Origin of the sequence: Streptomyces sp. NBC_00045, from assembly GCF_045041095.1 — a bacterium.
In the GTDB taxonomy this organism is placed as follows: domain Bacteria; phylum Actinomycetota; class Actinomycetes; order Streptomycetales; family Streptomycetaceae; genus Streptomyces.
On sequence record NZ_CP108271.1, the window covers coordinates 3350212 to 3373066 of the forward strand.

Below are 22855 nucleotides of genomic sequence, written 5' to 3' on the forward strand. Positions count from 1 at the left end.
CCCCGGCACGGAAGCGGCCCGGCACACCGAACGGTGTGCCGGGCCGCTTCCGTGTCCGGGCTAGCGCGTGCCGCGCAGGCGGCGCCACGGGGTGAAGGTGAAGACCGCGCCCCCGAGCAGGATCACCGTGCCCGCGACCAGGGCCAGGGCCTTGACGCCGCCCTCGTCCTCGGCGCCCGTCTCAGCGAGGCCGCCCGAGGCGGTGGTGGAGCCGGTGGTGGTGGAGCCGGTGGTGGCCGGCGAGCCGGAGCCGCCCTCCTGGGCGGTGGTGTCGAGCTCCAGCGAGACGCCGCTGCTGGCCGCCTTGCAGGGCACGTTGATCGGCGTGGCCCCCGGGGCCATCGTGACGTCGATCGTCAGCTGGTCCGGGCTCAGCGTGACCTTGCCGGTCTTGCCGGGCTTGTAGGTGCCCGTCATGTCGCTGAGGCTGACCGGAGCCTTGTCCGGGATCGGCTCGGCGTTGGCCGGGCCGGAGACCTTGACCGTCCCGCTGTCGGCGCCGCCGAGCTTGACGTTCATCGAGGGCTTGAGGGCCCCCGCCGGCAGGGCCATCGGGCTGGCCATCGCACCCTTGGCGGTCTTGACGGTCAGGTCGTAGCTGCCGCCGTTCTTCTTGGCGTTGATCGTGACCGGGGTCTTGATGCCGCCGGGGACGACCGGACCGCAGTCGAAGGCGACCTCGACGGGCTTCCCGGGGAAGTCGGTCTGACCGCCGCCGCCACCGCTGGTCGAACCGCCGCTCGTCGAACCGCCGCTGGTGGACCCGCCGCTCGTCGAACCGCCGCTGGTCGAGCCGCCGGTGGTCGAGCCGCCGGTGGAACCGCCGCCCTCGGTGACCTTGATGGTGGCCCCGACGCCGGCCGCCTCCTTCGGCGAGCAGTGCGTGACGAAGCCGCTGAAGTCGACGTCGTACTTGCCGGGCGTGATCGTGACGTCCCCGGCCTTGGTCAGCTTGACCTTGCCCTTCATGTCGGACATGACCATGGGGGCCTTCTTGGGGATGGGCGGGTTCTTGCGCTCGCCCTCCAGCTTCACCTCCGCGCTGAGCGCACCGCCGAGCTGCACGAAGCCGGTGGGCTTGACGGTGTCCTTGCCCAGGTCCATGAGGTCGGTGTTGTTCGAGGCCGGCTTGACGGTCTTCCAGACCACCTCGACCTCGTCGCCGACCTTCGCGGTGGCGGGCGCGGTGATCGAGACGGTGGTCGTGCCCTGGACGGGCCCGCCGCCGCCCGCCGGCGGGATGCACTCCACCTTGTACGAGACGTCGGCCGCCTGGGCGGGGCTCGCCGCCAGCAGGATGCCCGCGCCGCCGAACAGCAGCGCGACCGCGGCCGCACTCACCCTCCGTTGGGTCTTCACGAATGTCCCTTCGTTGTCGGACTGTTCTCAGACGGTGCGGACGCCTGTGGTGCGTGTGGTGTCGGTGGTACGTGTGGTGCTCTCGGCCCCGGCGCGCTGTCCGGGGTGAACCACGGCAGGACCGCCGTGGTGGTCTGGCGGGAGTCCGCCGCAGCCGTCGCCGCCGGCGTCCCGTACTGCGCGCCCGGTCCAGGGGCCTGCGCGCCCCGGTGGCGGCCCCCGGTCTGCGCCGCGGGCGGACGGACCTTGTCGACGACGGCCATGCCGATGCGGAAGACCGCGGCCGGGATCACCACCAGGAGCAGGCCCCAGAACAGCAGCACCCCGTACGGGCGGTCGACGCCCCAGGGCTGCGTGGCCACCACCGTGTCCCCGTACTTGAGCGAGACGGTGTAGTCCCCGTGGGCCCCCGCCGACAGGCTGACGTTCAGCCGGACCTCCGCCTTGCCGCCCGGCGGGATCGTGCCCTTCCAGCGGACCTCGTCCCACAGCGGCGCGAACACGCCGTGGGCGGTCCCGAGCTGGAAGACGGGGTCCTTGACCGGGGCCGAGCCGAGGTTGCCGACGGTGACCGTGAACTTCCGGCTGGGCGGGGCACCGAACCAGGTCAGCACCCCGTCCTCGCCTTCGAGCCGGACGCCGGTGAGCATGGCCAGGCGCGCCGTGCCGGACTCGGCCGGTAGCTCGGCCACCGGGTGGTCGGTGATCTTCAGCGGGACGGCGACGGTGGACTGGTCCCCGTTGACGGAGGTGACGTTGACGACGCAGGGGCAGGGCTTGGGCGGGGCCGCCACGGCCAGTCGGGCGGTGAAGCGTCCGTCGTCGCCGACCGAGACCGCGGCGCCGTCGGCGTTGGCGCAGCTGTTGGTGCCGCCGATCATGTTCTGTCCGCAGACCAGCAGCATCACCAGGGTCTTGGCCCGCCAGCCGGTGCCGGTGACGGTGATCTCGGTGCCCTTCGCGGCCTCCTGGAGCGAGAGCGCCACGGCGGCCTTGCCCTCGGCGCCGGGGGCCGCGACCGCCGGAGCCGGGAACAGCACCAGGGCGCACACCGCCAGCAAGGCCGCGACGAGGGCCCCGACCCTCCCCCCGACCTCTGGGCCGGTCGCTCCGCGGGGCGTTCCGCCGGCTTTGGCGCTCACCTGGATGCTCCCGTCAGCTCGTGTTCCGGTGCCCGGTTCCCCGCGGGTACGGGCTCTTCGTCCGCCGGCGGCCCACCGCGGGCCCGCCGGTTGCGTACGAGGAACAGCGCGGCCAGGGTGACCGCGCCGAGGCCGAGCAGCCCCGCGCCGGTCCGGCCCGCGATCCCCCAGGGCACGAACCGCGCCGAGGCGGTGGCGGTGGCCGGCGCCGCGCCGGGGGCGGTGACCGTGAGGGTGAGGGCGACGTCGTCGAGGACGGGGGCTCCGGGCCAGGGCTCGGTCAGCGACACCCGCTGGCCGGGCAGCAGTTCCACGGGCAGGGCCCGGGCGGTCCGGCCCGGGACCCCGCCGAAGAGTCCTTCGGCGCGCAGGGCCAGTTCGGGGGCGAGGGCCACGTTGCCCCGGTTGACCAGGGTGTACGCGACCACCGCGGCGGCGCCCTTGCCGCGTACGGAGACGTCCTCGACCGTGAGGGCGGCCAGCGTCGAGCCGCCGACGCGCAGGTGGACCCGTACGCCCGCCTCGCGGCCGTCCGCGGTGGCGACCACGGCGGCCGGGTGTTCGCCGGGGAGGGCGGCGGGCGGCAGGGTGACGGTGAAGGGGACCACGGCGCGGGTGCGGGGCGGGACCTTCACCGTGGCGGCGGCCCCGAAGCTGATCCAGGAGCCGGCGCCGCTCGCCGCGCCGTCCTGACGGGCCCCGGCCGCGGGCGCGGCGGGGCGCACGGCGAGGGCGCCGTCGGCGGTGTTGTAGGCGTCGGCGCCGCGCAGGGTGACGGTGCGTTCCCGGTCGGAGGTGTTGGTCAGGGCCAGCCGGTCCTCCAGGACGGTGCCGGCGGGGCCCGCGAGGTAGAAGTACGGGCGCGCCCGTGCGGCGCCGCCGGCGGCGGGCTCGGCGGTCCAGCCGGGCTCGTCCGCGGCGGGCGCGGGGACCGCTGCGGCCGCGGACAGCAAGAGTGCGGCGAGCAGCGCGGAACACAGGCGCCCCAGGGGGGTGCGGATGGGGAGCACGGGCATGGCCGGGGGCGCTCCGTTCAGGACCGGGCCCGCCGGCCGCGCCGGTTCAGCCAGAGCACGCCGGCGGCGCCGGTGAGCAGCACGGTGCCGCCGAGCGTGCCGAGGGCGAGGGCGGAATCGGTGGGGCCGGTCTGCGGGAGGGTGTCTTCCGTGGAGCCCCCGGACTGCGCGGCGGCGCTCACGTCGAGTTCCAGGGACGGCTTGGGGCTGTTGCCCGGGGTGCAGGTGGTGGTGGTCCCCAGCGCCTTGATGGTGAGGACGCCCGCGGTGAAGGTGACCTTGCCGCTCTTCTTGGGGGTGTAGGTGCCCGAGAGGTCGGTGATCTTGATGGGGGTGTTGGCGGGCACGGCCTCGGGGTTGGACGGTCCGGAGACCGGCACGGACGCCTTCTCCGCGCCGTCGGCCAGGATGACGGCGCTCGGGCTCATCGCGCCCTTGCCGAGTTCGACGGGGCTGGAGGAGACGCCCTTCTGGAAGGACATCGTCAGCTTGTACCCGTCGCCCTCCTTGACTGCCTTGATGTCGATGGGCGAGACCGCCGACTTGTCGCCGATGGGGGTCTTGCAGTCGTACGCGACGTCGACGACGTCGGCGTGGGCTGCGGGGGCGGCCAGCAGGACCGCCGTTCCGGCCAGCGCGGAGGCCAGCGCAAGCGCGGTGGAGCGTTTCCGGTCGGTCACCTTCGTCTTCCCCTCGGGCCACAAGTTACTGACGACACATCAGATTGGTGGCTCAAGGTACGCCCGGGGCCTTGAGGAGGGAAGACACGGGACGGGCCCGGATCCGCGGCCTGCCGGCCGCCCGGATCCGGGCCCGTGAGTGAGGGTCGGGAAGGGTTCAGGCTGCGCGGACACCCCGCTGCCAGACCGCGGAAACGAGCGGGACACCGGGACGGTAAGCCAGGTGGACGTGGCTCGGCGCCTCCAGGAGCGCCAGGTCGGCGCGGGCCCCGGGGGTCACGACACCCACGTCGGTGCGGCGCAGCGCGCGGGCCCCGCCGGCGGTGGCCGACCAGAGCGCCTCGTCCGGCGTCATCCGCATGTCCCGCACGGCGAGCGCGATGCAGAACGGCATGGAACTCGTGTACGAGGAGCCCGGGTTGCAGTCGGTGGACAGCGCGACGGTGGCACCCGCGTCGATGAGGCGGCGGGCGTCGGGCCACTGGGCGCGGGTGGAGAACTCGGCGCCGGGCAGCAGCGTGGCGACGGTGGTGTCCGCGGCCTGGGCGAGGGCGTCGACGTCGGCGTCGGTGAGGTGGGTGCAGTGGTCGGCGGAGGCGGCCTGCAGTTCCACGGCGAGCTGCACGCCGGGGCCGTAGGACAGCTGGTTGGCGTGGACGCGCGGGATCAGCCCGGCGGCGGCGCCGGCGGTGAGGATCGCGCGGGCCTGGTCGCCGTCGAAGGCGCCCTTCTCGCAGAACACGTCCACCCAACGGGCGTACGGGGCGCAGACCCTCAGCATCTCGCCGGTGACGAGGTCGACGTAGCCCGCCGGGTCCTCGGTGTAGTCGGGGGAGACGATGTGCGCGCCGAGGTAGGTGACCTCCTCGGTGTGCGCGGCGGCGATGCGCAGGGCGCGGGCCTCGTCCTCGACCGTGAGGCCGTAGCCGGACTTGGTCTCGAAGGTGGTGGTGCCCTGGCGGCGGGCCTCCTCCAGGTGGCGCAGCAGGTTGGCTTCGAGGGCGGCGTCCGAGGCGGCGCGGGTGGCGGCGACGGTGGTGCGGATGCCGCCCGCGGAGTAGCTGTGGCCGGACATCCGGGCGTTGAACTCGGCGGTGCGGTCGCCGGCGAAGACGAGGTGGCTGTGGCTGTCGACGAAGCCGGGGATCAGCGCGCGGCCCCGGGCATCGAACGCCTCGTCCGCGGCCGGGGCCTTGGCGGCGGGGCCGACCCAGGTGATGCGGTCGCCGTCGATGACGACCGCCGCGTCCTGGATGAGGCCGAGGGGGCCGTCGCCGAGGGCGGGGTCGTTGGTGACGAGGCTGCCGATGTGGGTGATGACGGTGGTGGTCACGGGTTCCTCTCTGTTCCTGGGGCTCCGCCCCAGACCCCGCGCCTCAAACGCCCGGGCCTGGGCCCCGGTTTCGGGAAGGGGCGGGGTGGGGTGGGGGAAGGAACTGCGTCAGCCGCGGACGGCTGCGATCGAGTCGGCCAGGGCTGCGGCGACGTCCCCGACCAGGGTGTGGGCGCCGTCGCGGACCACGTGGCGCCCACCGACCACCGTGTGGCGCACGTCGGCGGCCGAGGCCGCGAAGACGGCCGTCTCGGCGCCGAGCCGAGGGAGCGGCCCGGCCGTCCGGACCGAGTCGAGCGCGAGGGTGGTGAAGTCGGCGAGCGCGCCCGCCTCCAGCCGGCCCGCGTCCGGCCGACCGAGGGCCTCGTGGCCCCCGCCGGTCGCCGCGGTCAGCAGCGCGTTCGCCGTCCAGTGGCCCCTGGTGCGGCTGCTCAGGCGCTCGTTGAGCTCCATCGCGCGGGCCTCCTCCAGCAGGTCGATCACCGCGTGGCTGTCGCTGCCGAGGGACAGCGGGCTGCCCGCGTGCTGGAGCCGCCCGGCCGGGCCGATGCCGTCCGCCAGGTCGCGCTCGGTGGTGGGGCACATGCACGTACCCGTGGTGGTGCCGCCGAGGAGCGCGATGTCCTCATCGGTGAGGTGCGTGTTGTGGACGCCGGTGGTGCGCGGCCCGAGCACCCCGTGGTCGGCCAGGAGCTGCGTCGGGGTGCGGCCGTGCGCGGCCTGGCAGGCCTCGTTCTCGGCGGTCTGCTCGGAGAGGTGGACGTGCAGGGGGGCCTGCCGCTCCTCGGCCCAGCGGGCGACGGTGGCCAGCTGGCCGGCCGGTACGGCGCGCACGGAGTGGATCGCCGCCCCGATCAGGGCGTGCTCGCGGGGCTTGAGGGCCGAGACGCGTTCGGCCCAGGCGTCGGCCGTCCCGTCGGAGAACCGCAGCTGGTGCGGTTCGGGGGCCGCGCCGAAGCCGGACGAGAGGTACGCGGTGTCGAGGAGGGTGATCCGGATGCCCGCCGCGGCGGCCGCCTCGATCAGCGCCTCGCCCATGGCGTTGGGGTCGGCGTACGGGGCGCCGCCGGGGGCGTGGTGGACGTAGTGGAACTCGCCGACGTTGGTGATGCCGGCCAGCGCCATCTCCGCGTACACCGCGCGGGCGAGCGCGAAGTACGTGTCGGGGGTGAGGTTCTGGGCGACCCGGTACATGACCTCGCGCCAGGTCCAGAAGGTGCCCGAGCCGACCTGGACCACCGAGCGCAGGGCCCGGTGGAAGGCGTGGCTGTGGGCGTTGGCCAGGCCCGGGACGGTCAGCCCGCGCAGCACCTCGGCGCCCGGCGGCGGGGTCTCGACCCCGGTGCGCAGGGCGCCGATCCGTCCGTCGGCGGTGACCTCAAGGACCAGGCCCGGCTCGACGTGGGTGCCGAGCCAGGCGTGCTCCAACCAGTACCTCGTCAGCGGCATGCCAGGCCTTCCAGTACGTCGGCGAGGGCGAGCACTCCGGCCACGCAGTCGTCCTCGGGGGCGAACTCCCGCGGGGAGTGGGAGACACCGGTGGGGTTCCGTACGAACAGCATCGCGGTCGGGACGGCGGCGGAGAGGATTCCGGCGTCGTGTCCCGCCCCGGTGCCGAGGACGGGGACGGCCCCGCCGAGGATCCGGTTCATCTCGTCGCGCAGGGCGTGCTCGAACTCGACGACCGGGGTGAAGGACTCCCGGACGACGGCCAGGTCGATGCCGTCCTGGTCGGCGCGCTCGCGGGCGGCCTTCTCGATCGCGGTGACGACCGTGTCGAGGGTGTCCTGGTCGGCGGCGCGGGAGTCGAGCCAGCCGCGTACGAGGGACGGGATGGCGTTGACGCCGTTCGGCTCGACGGCGATCTTGCCGAACGTCGCGACGGCGCCGGCGAGGGCGGCCTCGGTCCGGGCGGCCAGGACGGTCGCCGCGTACGTGAGCATCGGGTCGCGCCGGTCCACCAGGCGGGTGGTGCCGGCGTGGTTGGCCTCGCCGCGGAAGTCGAACCGCCAGCGGCCGTGCGGCCAGATCGCGGACGCGATGCCGACGGAGTCGCCGGACAGGTCCAGGGCCCGGCCCTGCTCGACGTGCAGCTCGACGAAGGCGCCGATGCGTGCGAGGCGCTCGGGGTCGGCCCCGATGGCCTGCGGGTCGTACCCGGCGGCCTCCATGGCCTGGGGCAGGCTGATCCCGTCGGCGTCGCGGAGCTCGTACGCCTTCTCCTTGGTCAGCTGCCCGGCGGCGAGCCGGGAGCCGACGCAGGCGAGCCCGAACCGGGCCCCTTCCTCATCACCGAAGTTGGTGATGGCCAGGGGCCTGGAGAACTCCGCGCCCCTCCTGCGGAGTTCGTCCAGCGCCGCGAAGGAGGACACCACGCCGAGGGGACCGTCGAAGGCGCCGCCGTCGGGCACGGAGTCCAGGTGGGAGCCGGTGACGACCGCGTCACCGGCGAGGGGGTCGCCGAGCCAGGCCCACTGGTTGCCGTTGCGGTCGGTCTCGTAGGCGAGGCCGCGGGCCTGCGCCTGCTCCTGGAACCAGCTCCGGCAGTCGGCGTCGGCGCCGGTCCACGCGTAGCGTCGGTACCCGCCGGACTCGGCGTTGCGGCCGATGGGCCGCAGCTCGTCCCACATGGTGTGGAACGAGGCTGCGGCCGCCGGGACGTCCTTGCTCACGCCGAGTCGCCTTCGCGCATGGGGACGCGGACACCGCGCTCGTCCGCGACCGACTCGGCGATGTCGTAGCCCGCGTCGACGTGGCGGATGACGCCCATGCCCGGGTCGTTGGTCAGGACGCGGCGGATCTTCTCGCCCGCGAGCTTCGTGCCGTCGGCGACGGTGACCTGGCCGGCGTGGATCGAGCGGCCCATGCCGACGCCGCCGCCGTGGTGGATGGACACCCAGGAGGCGCCGGAGGCCACGTTCACCATGGCGTTGAGCAGGGGCCAGTCGGCGATCGCGTCGGAGCCGTCGAGCATCGCCTCGGTCTCGCGGTACGGGGAAGCCACCGAACCGCAGTCGAGGTGGTCTCGGCCGATGGCCAACGGAGCGGCCAGCGTGCCGTCGGCCACCATCTCGTTGAAGCGCTCGCCGGCCTTGTCGCGCTCGCCGTAGCCGAGCCAGCAGATGCGCGCCGGCAGGCCCTGGAAGTGGACGCGCTCGCCGGCCATCTTGATCCAGCGGTGCAGCGACTCGTTCTCCGGGAAGAGCTCCAGCATCGCCTTGTCGGTCTTCGCGATGTCCGAGGCCTCGCCGGACAGGGCCGCCCAGCGGAAGGGGCCCTTGCCCTCGCAGAACAGCGGGCGGATGTACGCCGGGACGAAGCCGGGGAAGGCGAACGCGCGGTCGTAGCCGGCCAGCTGGGCCTCGCCGCGGATGGAGTTGCCGTAGTCGAAGACCTCGGAGCCCGCGTCCATGAAGCCGACCATGGCCTCGACGTGCTTCGCCATCGACTCGCGGGCCCGCGTGGTGAAGCCCGCCGGGTCCTTGGCCGCGTACGCCGCCATGTCGTCGAAGTCGACGCCCACCGGCAGGTACGCCAGCGGGTCGTGCGCCGACGTCTGGTCGGTGACGATGTCGATCGGGGCGCCTTCCGCGAGCATCTGCGGGAGGAGCTCGGCCGCGTTGCCGAGCAGGCCGATGGACAGCGGTTTGCGGGCGTCGCGCGCCTCGACGGCCAGCTGGAGGGCGTGGGCGAGGCTGTCGGCCTTCACGTCCAGGTAGCGGTGCTCGATGCGGCGCTCGATGGCACGCGGGTCGACGTCGATGCAGATCGCGACGCCGTCGTTCATCGTCACGGCCAGCGGCTGGGCGCCGCCCATGCCGCCGAGGCCGGCGGTCAGGGTGATGGTGCCCGCGAGGGTGCCGTTGAACTTCTTCGCCGCGACGGCCGCGAAGGTCTCGTACGTGCCCTGGAGGATGCCCTGGGTGCCGATGTAGATCCAGGAGCCGGCCGTCATCTGGCCGTACATGGTCAGGCCGAGGTGCTCCAGACGGCGGAACTCCTCCCAGTTGGCCCAGTCGCCGACGAGGTTGGAGTTGGCGAGCAGCACGCGCGGCGCCCACTCGTGGGTCTGCATCACGCCGACCGGGCGGCCGGACTGGACGAGCATCGTCTCGTCCTGCTTGAGGGTCTGCAGGGTGCGGACCATCGCGTCGAACGAGCGCCAGTCGCGCGCGGCCTTGCCGGTGCCGCCGTACACGACGAGCTTGTCGGGGTGCTCGGCGACCTCGGGGTCGAGGTTGTTCTGGAGCATGCGGAGGGCGGCTTCCTGCTGCCATCCCAGGGTGCTGAGCTCGATGCCTCGCGCAGCGCGTACGGGGCGGGGTCCTGACATGGCGTTGCCTCCTCCGATGTTGGTCAATCCATTCACATCCTGACCGGCTGAATAGATTCAGTCAACAGCTGCGGGCCGACCCGTCGGGTGATTGGCTGGCGGACATGGCTGTCGAGACGCACACGGCGACGGGCGCGGCGGACGCCGCGGCCCGCCGGGACCTGGCCGTACGGGCCGCCGTCGAGCAGGGCCTGGTGGGTGGGGAGGAGGGCGCGCAGCCGCTGGTCTGCCTGCTGGACGTCGCCGGGATCCGGTCCTCCGCCGCCGCTCTGACCAGCGCCTTCGCGGCCGCACTGGCGCCGGGCACGCCCGTGCTGCACGCCTTCGCGGTGAAGGCCTGCCCGCTCGTGCCGGTGCTGCGGCTCCTCGCGGAGTGCGGCCTCGGCTGCGAGGCCGCGGGCCCCGGAGAGCTGGAGCTGGCCCGCGCGGCCGGCGTCGAACCGCAGCGGACCGTCCTGGACTCCCCCGCCAAGACCGTGGCCGAACTGCGCGGGGCATTGGCCCTCGGGATCGCCGTCAACGCCGACAGCCGACAGGAACTGGAACGCCTGGACGGGCTCGTCGCCGCAGCCCCCACCACGTCCCCCATCGGGATCCGGATCAACCCGCAGACGGGCGCCGGCGCCATCGACGCCCTGTCCACCGCCACCGCGACCTCGAAGTTCGGGATCGCGCTGCGCGATCCCGGAGCGCGCGCATGGATCGTACGGGCCTTCCTGGAGCGGCCGTGGCTGACGCGGCTGCACATCCACTCGGGCTCCCAGGGCGTACCGCTGTCCCTGATCGCGGAAGGCGTGCGGGAGCTGTACGCCCTGGCCGAGGAGATCAACGCGGCGGCCGGGCGCCGCCAGGTCGACACCCTCGACATCGGCGGGGGCCTGCCGGTGAACTTCGCGTCGGACGCCCAGGCCCCGGCGTACGCGGAGTACGTGGCTGCCCTCCGGGAGGCCGTCCCGGCCCTGTTCCGCGGCCGCTACGGCCTGGTGACGGAGTTCGGCCGGTCCCTGCTGGCCAAGCACGGGCTGGTGCTCTCCCGCGTCGAGTACACGAAGACCACCGGGGGCCGTCCGATCGCGCTCACCCACGCAGGGGTCCAGCTGGCGACCCGTACGGTGTACGCGCCGGCGGCGTGGCCGCTGCGGATCCTGCCGTACGACGCGAAGGGCACCCCGAAGACGGGCCCGCCCGTCGCCCAGGACATCGCGGGCCCGGCGTGCTTCGCGGGCGACCTGCTGGCCACGGCCCGGGAGCTGCCGGAACTGGCCCCGGGCGACCTGATCGCGGTCCCGGACACGGGCGCGTACTTCTTCACGGCCCACTACGGCTACAACAGCCTGCCCCGCCCGGCGGTCCACGGCTTCACGACGACCCCGTCGGGCACGGTCCGCTTCGCCCCGGCCCGCCCTGCCCAGTCGCTGCCGGAGCTGGCCTCGGAGTCCGGGGCCGCCTTCCGCGACGCCCTGCTCTGACCCCGGCCGGGGCCGCGGCGGGCCCAGCAGCCGAAGTCGGCGGTCCGGGCTCAGTCCGGGTCGGACAAGGTGGCCGCCAGGGCCGGGGTGAGGCCGGCGACGACGGCCTCCGGGGTCAGGGAGGTCACCGCGGGCAGGCGCAGCAGATAGCGGGTCAGTCCCAGCCCCAGCAGCTGCGCCGCGACCAGCCCGGCCACCCGCGCGGCCCGCGCCGGGCCGACCACGGCCGCCAGCGCCGGAGCGACCTGCGCCGCGAACACCTCCCGCATCCGCTCCGCCGCCCGCTCGTTCGTCACCGCCGATCGCAGCAGCACCAGCAGTGCGTCGTCCGCCGGGTCGCCCTCCCACCGGTCCAGGAAGTGCCGCACGAGCGCGCCGGGCAGCTCCTCGGCCGGCACCTCCGTGAAGTCCGGCAGCCGCAGGTCCACCGCCAACGCCGCCTCGAAGAGCTTCTCCTTGCTCCCGAAGTACCGCATCACCATCGACGGGTCGATCTCCGCGTCCGCCGCGACGCCGCGGATCGTCGTCCGTTCGTACCCCTGCGCCGCGAACCGCTCCCGCGCCGCCCGCAGGATCGCCGCCCTGGTCTGCGCGCCCTGCGGCCTCTGCGCACCCTGCGCACTCCGTGTCATGCCAACAAATGTAGGCCAACAACCGTTGACATGCCATCGCCTCCAGGCGCACGCTAATGCCAACAGTTGTTGGCCAACGCTTGTTGGCTCACCCGAGGAGGACCCCATGACCGCCGTGTCCGCGTCGCCGCTCCCCTCCCGGACCCGCGTCGCCGTCGTCGGCGCCGGCCCCACCGGCCTCGCCCTCGCCGTGACGCTCGCCGGAGCCGGCGTCGACTTCGTGCTCCTCGACCGCCAAGCCGAGGGCGCCAACACCTCCCGCGCCGCCGTCGTCCACGCCCGCACCCTGGAGGTCCTCGACGAGCTCGACCCGTCCGGCGCGCTCTCCGCCGAGCTGGTCGCCCGCGGCCTCCCCGTCAGCCGGTTCCGCATCCGTGACGGCGCCCGCCTGCTGGCCTGCGTCCCGTTCGACGGCTTGCGCACGGCCCACCCGTACGCGCTGATGGTCCCCCAGTACGAGACCGAGGCGGTCCTCCTGGCCCGCCTGCGCGCCCTCGGCGGCGACGTCCACCGCCCGTACGAGGTCACCGGCATCACCCAGGACCCGGACGGAGCCACCCTCACGACCGCCACCGGCGAGACGCTGCGCGCGGACCACGTCGTCGGCGCCGACGGCATGCACAGCACGGTCCGCGGGGCGGCCGGGATCGGCTTCACGGGGAGCGCCTACGAGGAGTCCTTCGTCCTCGCCGACGTGACCATGGACTGGGCCCCCGGCCCCCAGGAGGTCTCGCTCGCCTTCGGCACGGCCGGACTGACCGTCGTGGCCCCGCTGCCGGGCGGCTCCGACGCGCCCGGCGGGACCGCCAGCCGCTACCGCGTGGTCGCCACCGTCGCCGAGGCCCCCGCCGAACCGGACCTCGCCTTCGTGCAGGGCCTGCTGGACGAGCGCGCCCCGGGCCGGGCCCGCCTCCACACGCTCGTCTGGGCGTCCCGGTTCCGGGTCCACCACCGGGTCGCCGACCGCTACCGCGCCGGCCGGCTGCTGCTCGCCGGGGACGCCGCCCACGTGCACAGCCCCGCCGGCGGCCAGGGCATGAACACCGGGATCCAGGACGGGTACGCGCTCGGCCGCGCGCTCGCCGAAGGCGACCCCGACGCCTACGAGGCCGCACGCCGCCCCGTCGCCCTGCACGTGGTGGCCCTCACCGACCGGATGACGCGGATCGCCACCACCGGCAACCCGGTCCTGCGCGCCGTGCGCAACACCGCGTTGCCCCTGCTCACCCGCGTCCCCGCCCTGCGCAACCGCCTCGCCACCGAGCTGGCCGAGCTCGACTACCGCTGAGCGGCCCCCGGCCGGCCGCTACTCCACGAACAGCCCGCGCGCCGCGGCCCGCGCGTCGAACGCCTCCAGCCGCGCCTGCGCGTCCGGCAGCGCGTCCGCCATCGCCTCCAGCAGCACCCGCCCCAACAGCATCGGCGCGCACGCCGTGTCGAAGGCCAGGCCGGTGCCCACGGGCGCCGGGATCAGCAGGTCGGAGGAGCGGGCCACCGGGGCGAAGGCCGAGTCGGCGACCGTCACCACCTGCAGCCCGGCCTGCCGTGCGTGGTCCAGGGCCTCCGTCACCTCCCGGGGGTGGCGCGGCAGCGCGAAGCACAGCAGCGCCGAGGCCCCGGCGGCGGCGGCCGCGTCGATCCGGTCGGCGAGCATCGAGCCGCCCTCGTCGAGCAGCCGTACGTCCGGGTGCACCTTCGCGGCGAAGTACGCGAACCCGCGCGCCTGCGAGGACGCCGCCCGCAGCCCCAGCACGGGAAGCGGCCTGGATCCGGCGAGCACCCGGCCCGCCTCCTCGACCGGGGAGGGGTCGGCGAGCATGGCCGACAGCTGCCGCAGGTTCTCGATCTCGCCCTGGACGGCCTGCTGGTACTCGTTGTACGCGTCCTCCCGCGCGGCCGCGGCGCGCTCGGCGGGAGCCACCTCGCGCAAGTGCCGGCGCAGTGCCGGATACCCGTCGAAGCCGAGCGCCACCGCGAAACGGGTCACCGAGGGCTGGCTCACCCCGGCCAGCTCGGCGAGCTCCACGCTCGACAGGAACGGCACGTCCGCCGCCCCGCGCACCATGCAGTGGGCGATGCGCCGCTGGGTGGGCGTCAGCCGGTGCCCCTCGAACAGCTTCTGCAGCCGCGCTGCCGGGCTGTCGCTCATCCCGACCCCTCCGTCCCCATGGTTATTCAGTCACGGAGCACTTTGCATGCGGTTATGCAGCACGGCAAGCGGCGGACCGTTCCGCGAGACGGGCGGCGGGCCGGAAACCGGTGCGAACACGGGCGAACACCAGCGGAACACGGGCGGATGCGGGTGCGGGCGCGCAGGCGGATACGGGGGCTGCCCCCAGTGCCGGGACCGGCTCCCGTTCCTACGCTGGGCGCATGGAGCCCCAGGAGCTGAAGAAGGAACTCGACGCGACGTTGCACGCCCGGCGCGAGCTGGGGCCGGACTACGAGACCGCACTCGTGGATTCCTTCGTGGAGAAGGTCGACACCCAGGTCCGGCGGCGGCTGGCCGAGGAACGCCTGGCCACCGCCCGCGGCGGCCGGGGCGGCGGGCCGTCGCCGCTGGAGGGCGGCTTCGGCGAACGCTTCGGCTTCGCCATCGTCACGCTGGTCCTGGCGATCCCGCTGTCGGCCATCGGCGCCGCGCAGGCGGGTTTCAAGGGACTGCTGGTCGCCTGGGCGGGCGTCCTCGGCGTGAACTTCGTCCACGCGACGAAGCGCCCGCGCCCCCGCGACGCGGCCGAATAGGCCGCCGAAAGCTGTGTGCGGGGACCGCCGCACCCTCGGGTGTGCGAGGGGCGGGACGACGGCGGTCCCCGCGAGGGACACGGGCCGGGTCAGGGCCGGCCGCGTCCAGGGCGTTCGCGCGTTCCGGGAGCCGCTCCGGAAGTACGCCAACGCCGTTCGGTGGTGCCGGCCGGGGCGTTCGTGCGCCCCTGCCGACAACCACCACTGTGCCGGAGCCGTGTTAAGCCGGTGCTGCCACCACATGACGGGCCCGTACCTTTTGCGCGACGGGCCGACACGGTGTCAGCACGGATCCGGCAACGACTACTTCGCGCCCTTGGCGAGGAACGCCAGCAGGTCCTGACGGCTCACCACGCCGGTCGGCTTGCCCTCGACCAGCACGATCGCCGCGTCCGCCTCGCCCAGCACGGCCATCAGCTCGGAGACCGGCTCGCCCGAGCCGACCTGCGGCAGCGGGCGGCTCATGTGCTTCTCCAGCGGGTCGGACAGCGAGGCCTGCTTCGCGAACAGGGCCGCCAGCAGCTCCTTCTCCACGACCGAGCCGATGACCTCGGCGGCCATCACGTCCGGGTGGCCGGCGCCGGGCTTGACGATCGGCATCTGCGAGACGCCGTACTCGCGCAGCACCTCGATGGCCTCGCCCACGGTCTCCTCGGGGTGCATGTGGACCAGGGACGGCATGGCGCCCTCCTTGTCCGCGAGCACGTCACCGATGCGCGCCGCCGGGCCCGCCTCCTCAAGGAAGCCGTGACCGGCCATCCACTCGTCGCTGAAGATCTTGCTGAGGTAGCCGCGGCCGCTGTCCGGCAGCAGGACGACGACCACGTCGTCCGGGCCGAGGCCCTCGGCGGCCTTCAGCGCCGCGACGACCGCCATGCCGCAGGAGCCGCCGACGAGGAGGCCCTCCTCCTTGGCGAGGCGACGGGTCATCTGGAAGGAGTCCTTGTCGGACACCGCGATGATCTCGTCCGTGACGTTCGGGTCATAGGCGGTCGGCCAGAAGTCCTCGCCGACGCCCTCGACCAGGTACGGGCGGCCCGAGCCGCCGGAGTAGACCGAGCCCTCGGGGTCGGCGCCGATGACCTTGACCTTGCCGCCGGACACCTCCTTCAGGTAGTTGCCGGTGCCCGAAATGGTGCCGCCCGTGCCGACGCCGGCGACGAAGTGGGTGATCTTCCCGTCCGTCTGCTCCCACAGCTCGGGACCGGTGGTCTCGTAGTGCGAACGGGGGTTGTTCGGGTTGCTGTACTGGTCGGGCTTCCAGGCGCCGGGCTCGCGCGCGAGGCGGTCGGACACGTTGTAGTACGAGTCCGGGTGCTCGGGGTCGACGGCGGTCGGGCAGACCACGACCTCGGCGCCGTACGCGCGCATCACGTTGATCTTGTCCATGGACACCTTGTCAGGGCAGACGAAGATGCACTTGTAGCCCTTCTGCTGGGCCACGATGGCGAGTCCTACGCCGGTATTGCCGCTGGTCGGCTCCACGATGGTGCCGCCGGGCTTGAGGGCACCGCTCTGCTCGGCGGCTTCGATCATCCGGACGGCGATCCGGTCCTTCACGGATCCGCCGGGATTGAAGTACTCGACCTTCGCAAGGACGGTGGCCTGCAGGCCTTCGGTCACACGGTTGAGCTTCACCAGCGGGGTGTTGCCGACGAGGCTGATCATCGAGTCGTGGAATTGCACCATGTTCTCCAAGGAGGGGACTCCACGGGTTCTCCGGGAGGTCCGGCCAGACTATGCGGAAAGGGATTGACTGACCGGCACTACGGGGCAGGTAGGTCAACGAGGCCAGGCAGGGAAGCGAGGTGGCGCGAGGGGTGTCCAGAGCGAGGACGGCCCGCCGGATCGCGGCGGGCGCGGCGTACGGCGGAGGCGGGCTCGGGCTGGTCGGGGTCGCCGCCGTGGGACTGGTGCTGGCGGAGGTCCAGTTCGCGAAGCGGACGGTGGGCACCGGGCTCGGGGCCCCGCCGCGGGCCGACGGGCTGTACGGGAGCGAGTTCGCCGGGCCGCCGGGCCCCGGACCCGGCCCGCTGAGGCTCGGCATGATGGGCGACTCCACGGCCGCCGGGCTCGGCGTGCGCCGGGCCAGGCAGACCCCGGCGGCGCTGCTGGCCTCGGGGCTGGCGGCGGTGGCCGAGCGGCCGGTGGAACTGCGCAACGTGGCCCTCTCCGGGGCCATGTCCGACGACCTCGACCGGCAGGCCGGGCTGCTCCTGGACGGGGCGCTGCCCCCGCCGGACGTGTGCGTGATCATGATCGGCGCGAACGACGTGACGCGGCGGATGCCGCCGACGCAGTCGGTCCGCCACCTCACCTCGGCCGTACGCCGGCTGCGGCTCGCGGGCACCGAGGTGGTGGTCGGGACCTGCCCCGACCTGGGCACCATCGAGCCCGTGTACCAGCCGCTGCGGTGGCTGGCCCGCCGCGTCTCGCGCCAGCTGGCCGCCGCCCAGACCATAGGGGTCGTCGCGCTGGGCGCCCGTACGGTCTCCATGGGGGACCTGCTCGGCCCCGAATTCGCCGCCAACCCGCGCGAGATGTTCGGCCCGGACTCGTACCACCCCTCGGCGGAGGGTTACGCGACCGCCGCCATGGCCGTGCTGCCGACCCTGTGCGCGGTGCTGTCGCTGTGGCCGGAGTCCGACCGGCTGGAGGTGGCACGGCACGAGGACATGCTTCCGGTGGCCAAGGCCGCGTCGGCCGCCGCCGGGCAGGCGGGCACCGAGGTCACCCCGGCCCGCGGGCCGTGGGCCCTGCTGAAGCACCGACGCCGCCGCCGCGTCCCGGCCGAGGACCTGTCCTCGGACCCCGACTCCGTCCCGGGCCCCCAGGTGGCGGGCACCTAGCCCCGGGGCCGCCCGCACCCGGGCTCCGGGTCCGCAGCCCCCGGCGGCCCGATCCCAGCCCCGCCGGCACGGGGCGCGGGCCGGGCGGGCGCCGCCGCGCCGGGCGGTCCCCTCCCCGCCCAGCCACCGTTCCCCTGGCTCTGCCCGGACCCGGTCGGGCGGGGCCCGGATGCCGACGGAGCCCCGCACCCGGTGCGACGGGCCGCCGCGCCGGGCGGGTCCGGGAACAGCAGGCCCGGAGGAGGCGTTCCACCCGCGGAGCGACCGGCATCACACACCCAAGGCGGTGACCTCGACCGTACGGGCCGGTAACTTCGCTTGCGGTCCCGCAACGAGCCGCAACTCACCCCCCTTGGAGCCCCGATGCCCGAAGCCGTCATCGTTTCCACTGCCCGCTCCCCCATCGGGCGCGCCGGCAAGGGGTCCCTCAAGGACGTCCGTCCGGACGACCTGACCGCGACGATCATCCAGGCCGCCCTCGCCAAGGTCCCCGAGCTGGACCCGCGCCAGATCGACGACCTGATGCTCGGCTGCGGCCTCCCCGGCGGCGAGCAGGGCCACAACCTGGCCCGCATCGTGGCCGTACAGATGGGCATGGACTACCTGCCCGGCACGACGATCACCCGTTACTGCTCCTCCTCGCTCCAGACCTCCCGCATGGCGCTGCACGCCATCAAGGCCGGCGAGGGCGACGTCTTCATCTCCGCGGGCGTCGAGACGGTGTCCCGGTTCATGAAGGGCTCCTCGGACGGCCTGCCGGACACGCACAACCCGCTCTTCGCCGACGCGGAGGCCCGTACGGCCGCCGTCGCGCAGAGCGAGGGCTCTTCCTGGCACGACCCGCGCGAGGACGGCCTGGTCCCGGACGCCTACATCTCGATGGGGCAGACCGCGGAGAACCTGGCCCGGCTCAAGGGCGTGACCCGTCAGGACATGGACGAGTTCGGCGTGCGCTCCCAGAACCTGGCCGAGGAGGCCATCAAGAACGGCTTCTGGGCCCGCGAGATCACCCCGGTCACCACCCCGGACGGCACGGTCGTCTCCACCGACGACGGCCCGCGCGCCGGTGTCACCCTGGAGGGCGTCCAGGGCCTCAAGCCCGTCTTCCGCCCCGACGGCCTGGTCACGGCCGGCAACTGCTGCCCGCTCAACGACGGCGCCGCCGCGCTGGTCATCATGAGCGACACGAAGGCGCGGGAGCTGGGTCTGACCCCGCTGGCCCGGATCGTCTCCACCGGTGTCACCGGCCTCTCCCCCGAGATCATGGGCCTGGGCCCGGTCGAGGCGTCGAAGCAGGCCCTGAAGCGGGCGGGCCTGACCGTCGGCGACATCGACCTGTTCGAGATCAACGAGGCCTTCGCGGCGCAGGTCATCCCGTCGTACCGGGACCTGGAGATTCCGCTGGAGAAGCTGAACGTCAACGGCGGCGCCATCGCCGTCGGTCACCCGTTCGGGATGACCGGTGCCCGCCTCACCGGCACGCTGATCAACAGCCTCCAGTTCCACGACAAGCAGTTCGGCCTGGAAACGATGTGCGTGGGCGGCGGCCAGGGCATGGCCATGGTCATCGAGCGGCTGAGCTGAGCCGGAGCGGAGGCGCCGCAAGGGATCCGCTTGATCCCTTGCGGCGTACTGACACCGATTCCAATCCCGTCGCGGCCGACCTGTGACCGAATCTCCCCCAGGATGTGACCTTTGTCCTGGGGGTTTGGCATTTCCCCAGGTCAGGGCAGGTTCACACCGCCCCCGTGTGACGAAAGCCCTGTCCAATTCGTGACGTAATGCACTGCACGCCATTCCCAGGTCGGGACACTCTGATGTAGGAAGTCGGGGGATCGAATCAATCGGGAGTTAGTCAGTGAGCGCCATGTCTCTTGCCCTGCTGCTGACCACGGCCGCCGCCGCGGCCGTGGGCGCTGCTGCGCTGCACGCCGTACACGGCCTGCGCAAGCAGGTGACGGCCCTCCGCGGTGAGCTGGCTTCGCCGGCCAACCCCCGCGGTGCGACCGTCCCGCACGCCCGCAGCGCCGTGCATTCCCCCGCCGCCGAGATACGAGCCGCCGTGGCCGAGGCCCTGGCCGAGGAGCGCGAGCGCGAGCTCGCCGAGGCGCGGGCCTTCTGGGCCGCGCAGGAGGCCCGTGACGCCGCCGACGCGCCCTCGCTGCTGGGTGGCCTGCCCGGGCTGGGTGAGGACGGTCCTGCCGTCTTCCTGCCCCGCCAGGCGGACCTGGTGGGCCTGGAGCCGCTGCTCGGCGACGAGGCCGTCGACGACTACCCCGAGGATTCGGCCGAGCTGGCCGCCGCGCGCCGGCGCCACCCCTCGCACCCCGACTTCGTGCCGGCCCAGGCCTCGGCTCCCGGCGCGGACCACGAGCGCACGGTCTCCCGTCTGGAGGAGCTCGCGGAGGCCCGTACGGCCCTCGCGGACGTCCGCCCGGGCCCGCTAGGCACGCTCGACGTGTACGTCTTCACCGACGGCACCACGCTGTGCATGACCCCGGGCCACCGGGAGACGGCGGAGCGCCTCGCGGAGGCGCTGCGCTCGGGCACCGCGCCGGTGCTGCTGGGCGGCTCGGGCATTTCGGGCGCCTATGCGCTGACCTTCTCCTGCGGTGACGCCCAGGACCCCGAGAACAACGTCTACATCCTCGCGGACCGCGTCATCGCGTCGCTCTGACCTGCGCCTGCTCCACCAGCCGCACGGCCTCGTCCAGCACCTCGGACGGGGCCTTCGCGGTTTCCCGGGGGCTTTCGGCGGGTGCGGCGCGCAGCGCCTCGGCGAGGTCGGTTCCGGCCACCGCCAGCTGGTCCCCGACGACGAAGACGCCCGCGTCGGGCATGTCCCGCGCCGGAGCCGCCCCCGCGCCCTGCTGCGCCGCCTCCAGCGCCTGGGCGCGTACGGAGAGTTCCCTGGCCAGCTCCAGCGCCTGGGCGGCGGCCCCCTGTTGGAGGCGGCTCTGCGGCATGGCCCGCAGCCGGTCGGCGAAACGTTCCACGGCGGCGGTCAACGGCGAAGTATCAAGCACCCGGCCGACCTTACGCGCCGTCGCGGCACCATTGCCAACGGGCGAACTCTCCGGCACGGTGGCGTGAAGAGAACAGCACAGCACGGCGATACCTCCGGAGGCGCCCATGTCCGTAGAGTTCTCCGAGCAGACCCACCGGAACATGATCGACAGAATCCCCCTGACCACCGGTCGTGAAGTCTCCGACTGGCTCCGCACCGTGGACGCCGGCCCCTCCCTCGTCCGGTTCGAGGAGAAGGTCAGCTGGCTGCGCGGGGCGCACGAGCTCTCGTACGGCCAGGCCAAGGCGATCATCCACGAGTACGACCTGCGCAGGGCGGCCCGCAAGTTCGGTTGAGCCCTCCCCGTTCCGACCCCTCGATCCCGACCGGTCCCCGATCCCTGCTCCCGACCCCGTACCCCCTCCGAGACGCGGGAAGGCCCCGCGAGCGGTGAGCTCGCGGGGCCTTCCCCTTGCCGTGCACAGGCGCCGGCAGTGGCCGGCCGGTACGACTAGTCGTCGCCGGAGAGGATCTGGAACAGGCGCAGCAGCTCCAGGTAGATCCACACCAGCGTCATGGTGAGGCCGAAGGCCGCCAGCCAGGCTTCGTCGCGCGGGGCGCCGTACGCGATGCCGTCCTCGACCTGCTTGAAGTCCAGGGCGAGGAAGCAGGCGCCGAGGATGACGCCGATGATGCCGAACAGGATGCCGAGGCCACCGCTGCGGAAGCCGAGGCCGTCACCGCCCGCGAAGAGCGAGAACAGCAGGTTCGTGACCATGAGCAGCATGAAGCCCATGGCGGCCGCCATCACGAAGCCGTAGAAGCGGCGGGTGACGCGGATCCAGCGCATCTTGTACGCGAAGAGCACCGAGGCGAACACGCACATCGTGCCGAGCACGGCCTGGATGACGACTCCGGCGCCCAGGTAGGTGCTGGTGGCCGAGCTGATGACGCCGAGGAAGAAGCCCTCGAAGGCCGCGTAGCCCAGGATGAGCGCCGGGGAGGCCTTGCGCTTGAAGGTCTGGACGAGCCCGAGGACCATCGCGACGAGCGCGGCGCCGATGGCGATGCCGTACGACTTGTTGACGTTCGCCGGGTCGACCGGCAGGGCGATCCACGCGATCGTCGCCGTGAGGATGACCGTGCCGAGCGTCATGGCCGTACGGCTCACGACGTCGTCCATGGTCATGACGCCGGCGCGCGCGGGCGCCTGCGGCATGCCGGTGGTCACGTCGGTGGCGTAAGGATTCGTCGCGTACGGGTTGGTCCCGGCCTGCTGGTGCTGCGCGTCAAAGTTCGCGTAGCCCCCGCTGTCGCGGCTGAACCCCCGTCGCGAGAAGACCGGGTTACTGCTCCTCATCTCACTCCTCCATGGCCACCGTGCGCAGCCTTGCGACAAGAGTAATGCGTTAGCAAAAATCTGACCCTACTGCTCAGGGAGGATCTTTGCCCAGCACCCGGGCAGGTTCCGCACCCCGCGCCGGACCGCCCCGGACCGGCCGGGCGGGACCGCACCGGGGCCCCCGGCCGGACGCATCCGAGCCTTTGCGCGGCTCCCTCAAGAGATCTTCGCGTAGAAGCGCCGAGAATCCACTGAATTCCACGCGGGCAAAGACCTCCGCCAATTGGGCGTCCCCGCCCCCGCAACAGACGTGCTGTCATTTCCGCCCGCACCCCGGCGACACCCGCCCACGCACTCCGGTTCGACCCGACCCCGCCGGTTCGAGCGCACGTTCGCCACCGGCCCGGAAACAGGACGGCGGGGGTGCCCTTGGGGGCGCCCCCGCCGTACCTCGCGCGGTGTGGACAGAGCGCTGTCGTGCCCGGAGCCGGACTCGAACCGGCACGGCCTAGGCCAGCGAGGTTTAAGCTCGCCGTGTCTGCATTCCACCATCCGGGCAGGGCGTATCGGCTCCCGTACGAAAAGCACTGAACGCTGCGCCGAGCCTATCCGGATCATCGAGGTCCACACTGGGCCGTCTATCCGATGTTGTCTGATTTTATTGGCGCTTGAGGGTGCGTCAGGCCCGAGAACACACGGTGGGCCCGTTACGGGCCGCGATCGTCCCCGATGCGGGATTGACGGGATTTCGATGGCTCGCGCCACCCCCGCCCGCCACCCTCGCGCCACCCCGGGCCACCCCGCGCCCTTCGGCCCGCCTCCGCGGCGTCCCCGAGTGCAGCCCGACCCTCCGTCATACCAGAGGAGGAGGCGGCCCGCCCCGCGATCAGACTCCAGTGGGCCAGGGAACGGGCACCTCGGCTGATCCCCGGCGCGCTGGGCGCGGTG

At 73.3% G+C, this 22855-nt stretch carries 20 protein-coding genes and 1 tRNA gene; 7 read left to right on the forward strand and 14 right to left on the reverse strand.

Annotated elements, in window-relative coordinates:
- Positions 1–60: 60 nt before the first annotated feature.
- The 8 genes from OHA65_RS15625 to hutU form a co-directional block, all read right to left on the reverse strand.
- Complete coding sequence (locus OHA65_RS15625) at positions 61–1359, reverse strand: hypothetical protein (RefSeq protein ID WP_329313673.1); 1299 nt, start codon at positions 1357–1359, stop codon at positions 61–63.
- On the reverse strand, positions 1356–2501 hold the full coding sequence (locus OHA65_RS15630; protein WP_371643731.1) for a hypothetical protein: 1146 nt from the start codon (positions 2499–2501) through the stop codon (positions 1356–1358). Before OHA65_RS15630 ends, OHA65_RS15625 begins: the two co-directional genes overlap by 4 nt.
- Positions 2498–3517, reverse strand: a complete 1020-nt coding sequence (locus OHA65_RS15635) for a hypothetical protein (RefSeq protein WP_329313675.1) — start codon at positions 3515–3517, stop codon at positions 2498–2500. Before OHA65_RS15635 ends, OHA65_RS15630 begins: the two co-directional genes overlap by 4 nt.
- Before the next feature lie 17 nt (positions 3518–3534).
- Positions 3535–4197 (reverse strand): LPXTG cell wall anchor domain-containing protein, encoded by a 663-nt coding sequence (locus tag OHA65_RS15640; RefSeq protein WP_327283727.1) that lies wholly within the window; start codon positions 4195–4197, stop codon positions 3535–3537.
- A gap of 157 nt (positions 4198–4354) precedes the next feature.
- Complete coding sequence (gene hutI, locus OHA65_RS15645; protein ID WP_328762968.1) at positions 4355–5530, reverse strand: imidazolonepropionase; 1176 nt, start codon at positions 5528–5530, stop codon at positions 4355–4357.
- 108 nt (positions 5531–5638) lie between these two features.
- Positions 5639–6979, reverse strand: a complete 1341-nt coding sequence (locus OHA65_RS15650) for a formimidoylglutamate deiminase (RefSeq protein ID WP_327283729.1) — start codon at positions 6977–6979, stop codon at positions 5639–5641.
- On the reverse strand, positions 6970–8160 hold the full coding sequence (locus OHA65_RS15655; protein WP_327285669.1) for an allantoate amidohydrolase: 1191 nt from the start codon (positions 8158–8160) through the stop codon (positions 6970–6972). Before OHA65_RS15655 ends, OHA65_RS15650 begins: the two co-directional genes overlap by 10 nt.
- 38 nt (positions 8161–8198) lie before the next feature.
- Complete coding sequence (gene hutU / locus OHA65_RS15660; protein ID WP_327283730.1) at positions 8199–9863, reverse strand: urocanate hydratase; 1665 nt, start codon at positions 9861–9863, stop codon at positions 8199–8201.
- Between the two features lie 104 nt (positions 9864–9967).
- Between hutU and OHA65_RS15665 the strand changes: the two genes are divergently transcribed.
- Complete coding sequence (locus OHA65_RS15665) at positions 9968–11332, forward strand: diaminopimelate decarboxylase (RefSeq protein WP_328762969.1); 1365 nt, start codon at positions 9968–9970, stop codon at positions 11330–11332.
- 50 nt (positions 11333–11382) lie between these two features.
- Here OHA65_RS15665 and OHA65_RS15670 read toward each other — a convergent pair whose 3' ends face one another.
- Positions 11383–11964, reverse strand: coding sequence for a TetR family transcriptional regulator (locus OHA65_RS15670; protein WP_327283732.1), 582 nt, complete (start codon positions 11962–11964; stop codon positions 11383–11385).
- A 106-nt stretch (positions 11965–12070) separates the two neighbouring features.
- Here OHA65_RS15670 and OHA65_RS15675 point away from each other — a divergent pair, with 106 nt between their 5' ends.
- A complete protein-coding gene (locus OHA65_RS15675) occupies positions 12071–13252 on the forward strand; it encodes an FAD-dependent monooxygenase (RefSeq protein ID WP_327283733.1) in 1182 nt (393 codons plus the stop codon).
- 18 nt (positions 13253–13270) lie between these two features.
- Here OHA65_RS15675 and OHA65_RS15680 read toward each other — a convergent pair whose 3' ends face one another.
- A complete protein-coding gene (locus OHA65_RS15680) occupies positions 13271–14113 on the reverse strand; it encodes a MurR/RpiR family transcriptional regulator (protein WP_327283734.1) in 843 nt (280 codons plus the stop codon).
- Positions 14114–14337: 224 nt separating this feature from the next.
- Between OHA65_RS15680 and OHA65_RS15685 the strand changes: the two genes are divergently transcribed.
- Positions 14338–14709 carry a hypothetical protein gene (locus tag OHA65_RS15685; RefSeq protein WP_327283735.1) on the forward strand — a complete coding sequence of 124 codons (372 nt, stop codon included), beginning with the start codon at positions 14338–14340 and terminating at the stop codon, positions 14707–14709.
- A gap of 303 nt (positions 14710–15012) precedes the next feature.
- Here the strand turns inward: OHA65_RS15685 and OHA65_RS15690 are convergent, their stop codons facing one another.
- Positions 15013–16395, reverse strand: coding sequence for a cystathionine beta-synthase (locus OHA65_RS15690; protein ID WP_327285670.1), 1383 nt, complete (start codon positions 16393–16395; stop codon positions 15013–15015).
- A gap of 122 nt (positions 16396–16517) precedes the next feature.
- On the opposite strand from OHA65_RS15690, the gene OHA65_RS15695 reads away from it, so the two are divergent.
- The 3 genes from OHA65_RS15695 (at position 16518) to OHA65_RS15705 (ending at position 20235) form a co-directional block, all read left to right on the forward strand.
- Complete coding sequence (locus OHA65_RS15695; RefSeq protein WP_328762970.1) at positions 16518–17558, forward strand: SGNH/GDSL hydrolase family protein; 1041 nt, start codon at positions 16518–16520, stop codon at positions 17556–17558.
- Between the two features lie 363 nt (positions 17559–17921).
- Entirely contained in the window at positions 17922–19142 is a 1221-nt protein-coding gene (locus tag OHA65_RS15700; RefSeq protein WP_327283737.1) for an acetyl-CoA C-acetyltransferase, read from the forward strand.
- 283 nt (positions 19143–19425) lie between these two features.
- Entirely contained in the window at positions 19426–20235 is an 810-nt protein-coding gene (locus tag OHA65_RS15705) for a hypothetical protein (protein ID WP_327285671.1), read from the forward strand.
- Here the strand turns inward: OHA65_RS15705 and OHA65_RS15710 are convergent.
- A complete protein-coding gene (locus tag OHA65_RS15710) occupies positions 20219–20584 on the reverse strand; it encodes a hypothetical protein (protein ID WP_327283738.1) in 366 nt (121 codons plus the stop codon). The genes OHA65_RS15705 and OHA65_RS15710 overlap by 17 nt on opposite strands.
- 106 nt (positions 20585–20690) lie before the next feature.
- Between OHA65_RS15710 and OHA65_RS15715 the strand changes: the two genes are divergently transcribed.
- Entirely contained in the window at positions 20691–20921 is a 231-nt protein-coding gene (locus OHA65_RS15715; RefSeq protein WP_327283739.1) for a DUF4287 domain-containing protein, read from the forward strand.
- Between the two features lie 155 nt (positions 20922–21076).
- On the opposite strand, the gene OHA65_RS15720 is transcribed toward OHA65_RS15715, so the two are convergent.
- Positions 21077–21925 carry a Bax inhibitor-1/YccA family protein gene (locus tag OHA65_RS15720; RefSeq protein WP_327283740.1) on the reverse strand — a complete coding sequence of 283 codons (849 nt, stop codon included), beginning with the start codon at positions 21923–21925 and terminating at the stop codon, positions 21077–21079.
- A gap of 460 nt (positions 21926–22385) precedes the next feature.
- Positions 22386–22465: transfer RNA gene (locus OHA65_RS15725), tRNA-Leu, on the reverse strand.
- Between the last annotated feature and the right edge of the window lie 390 nt (positions 22466–22855).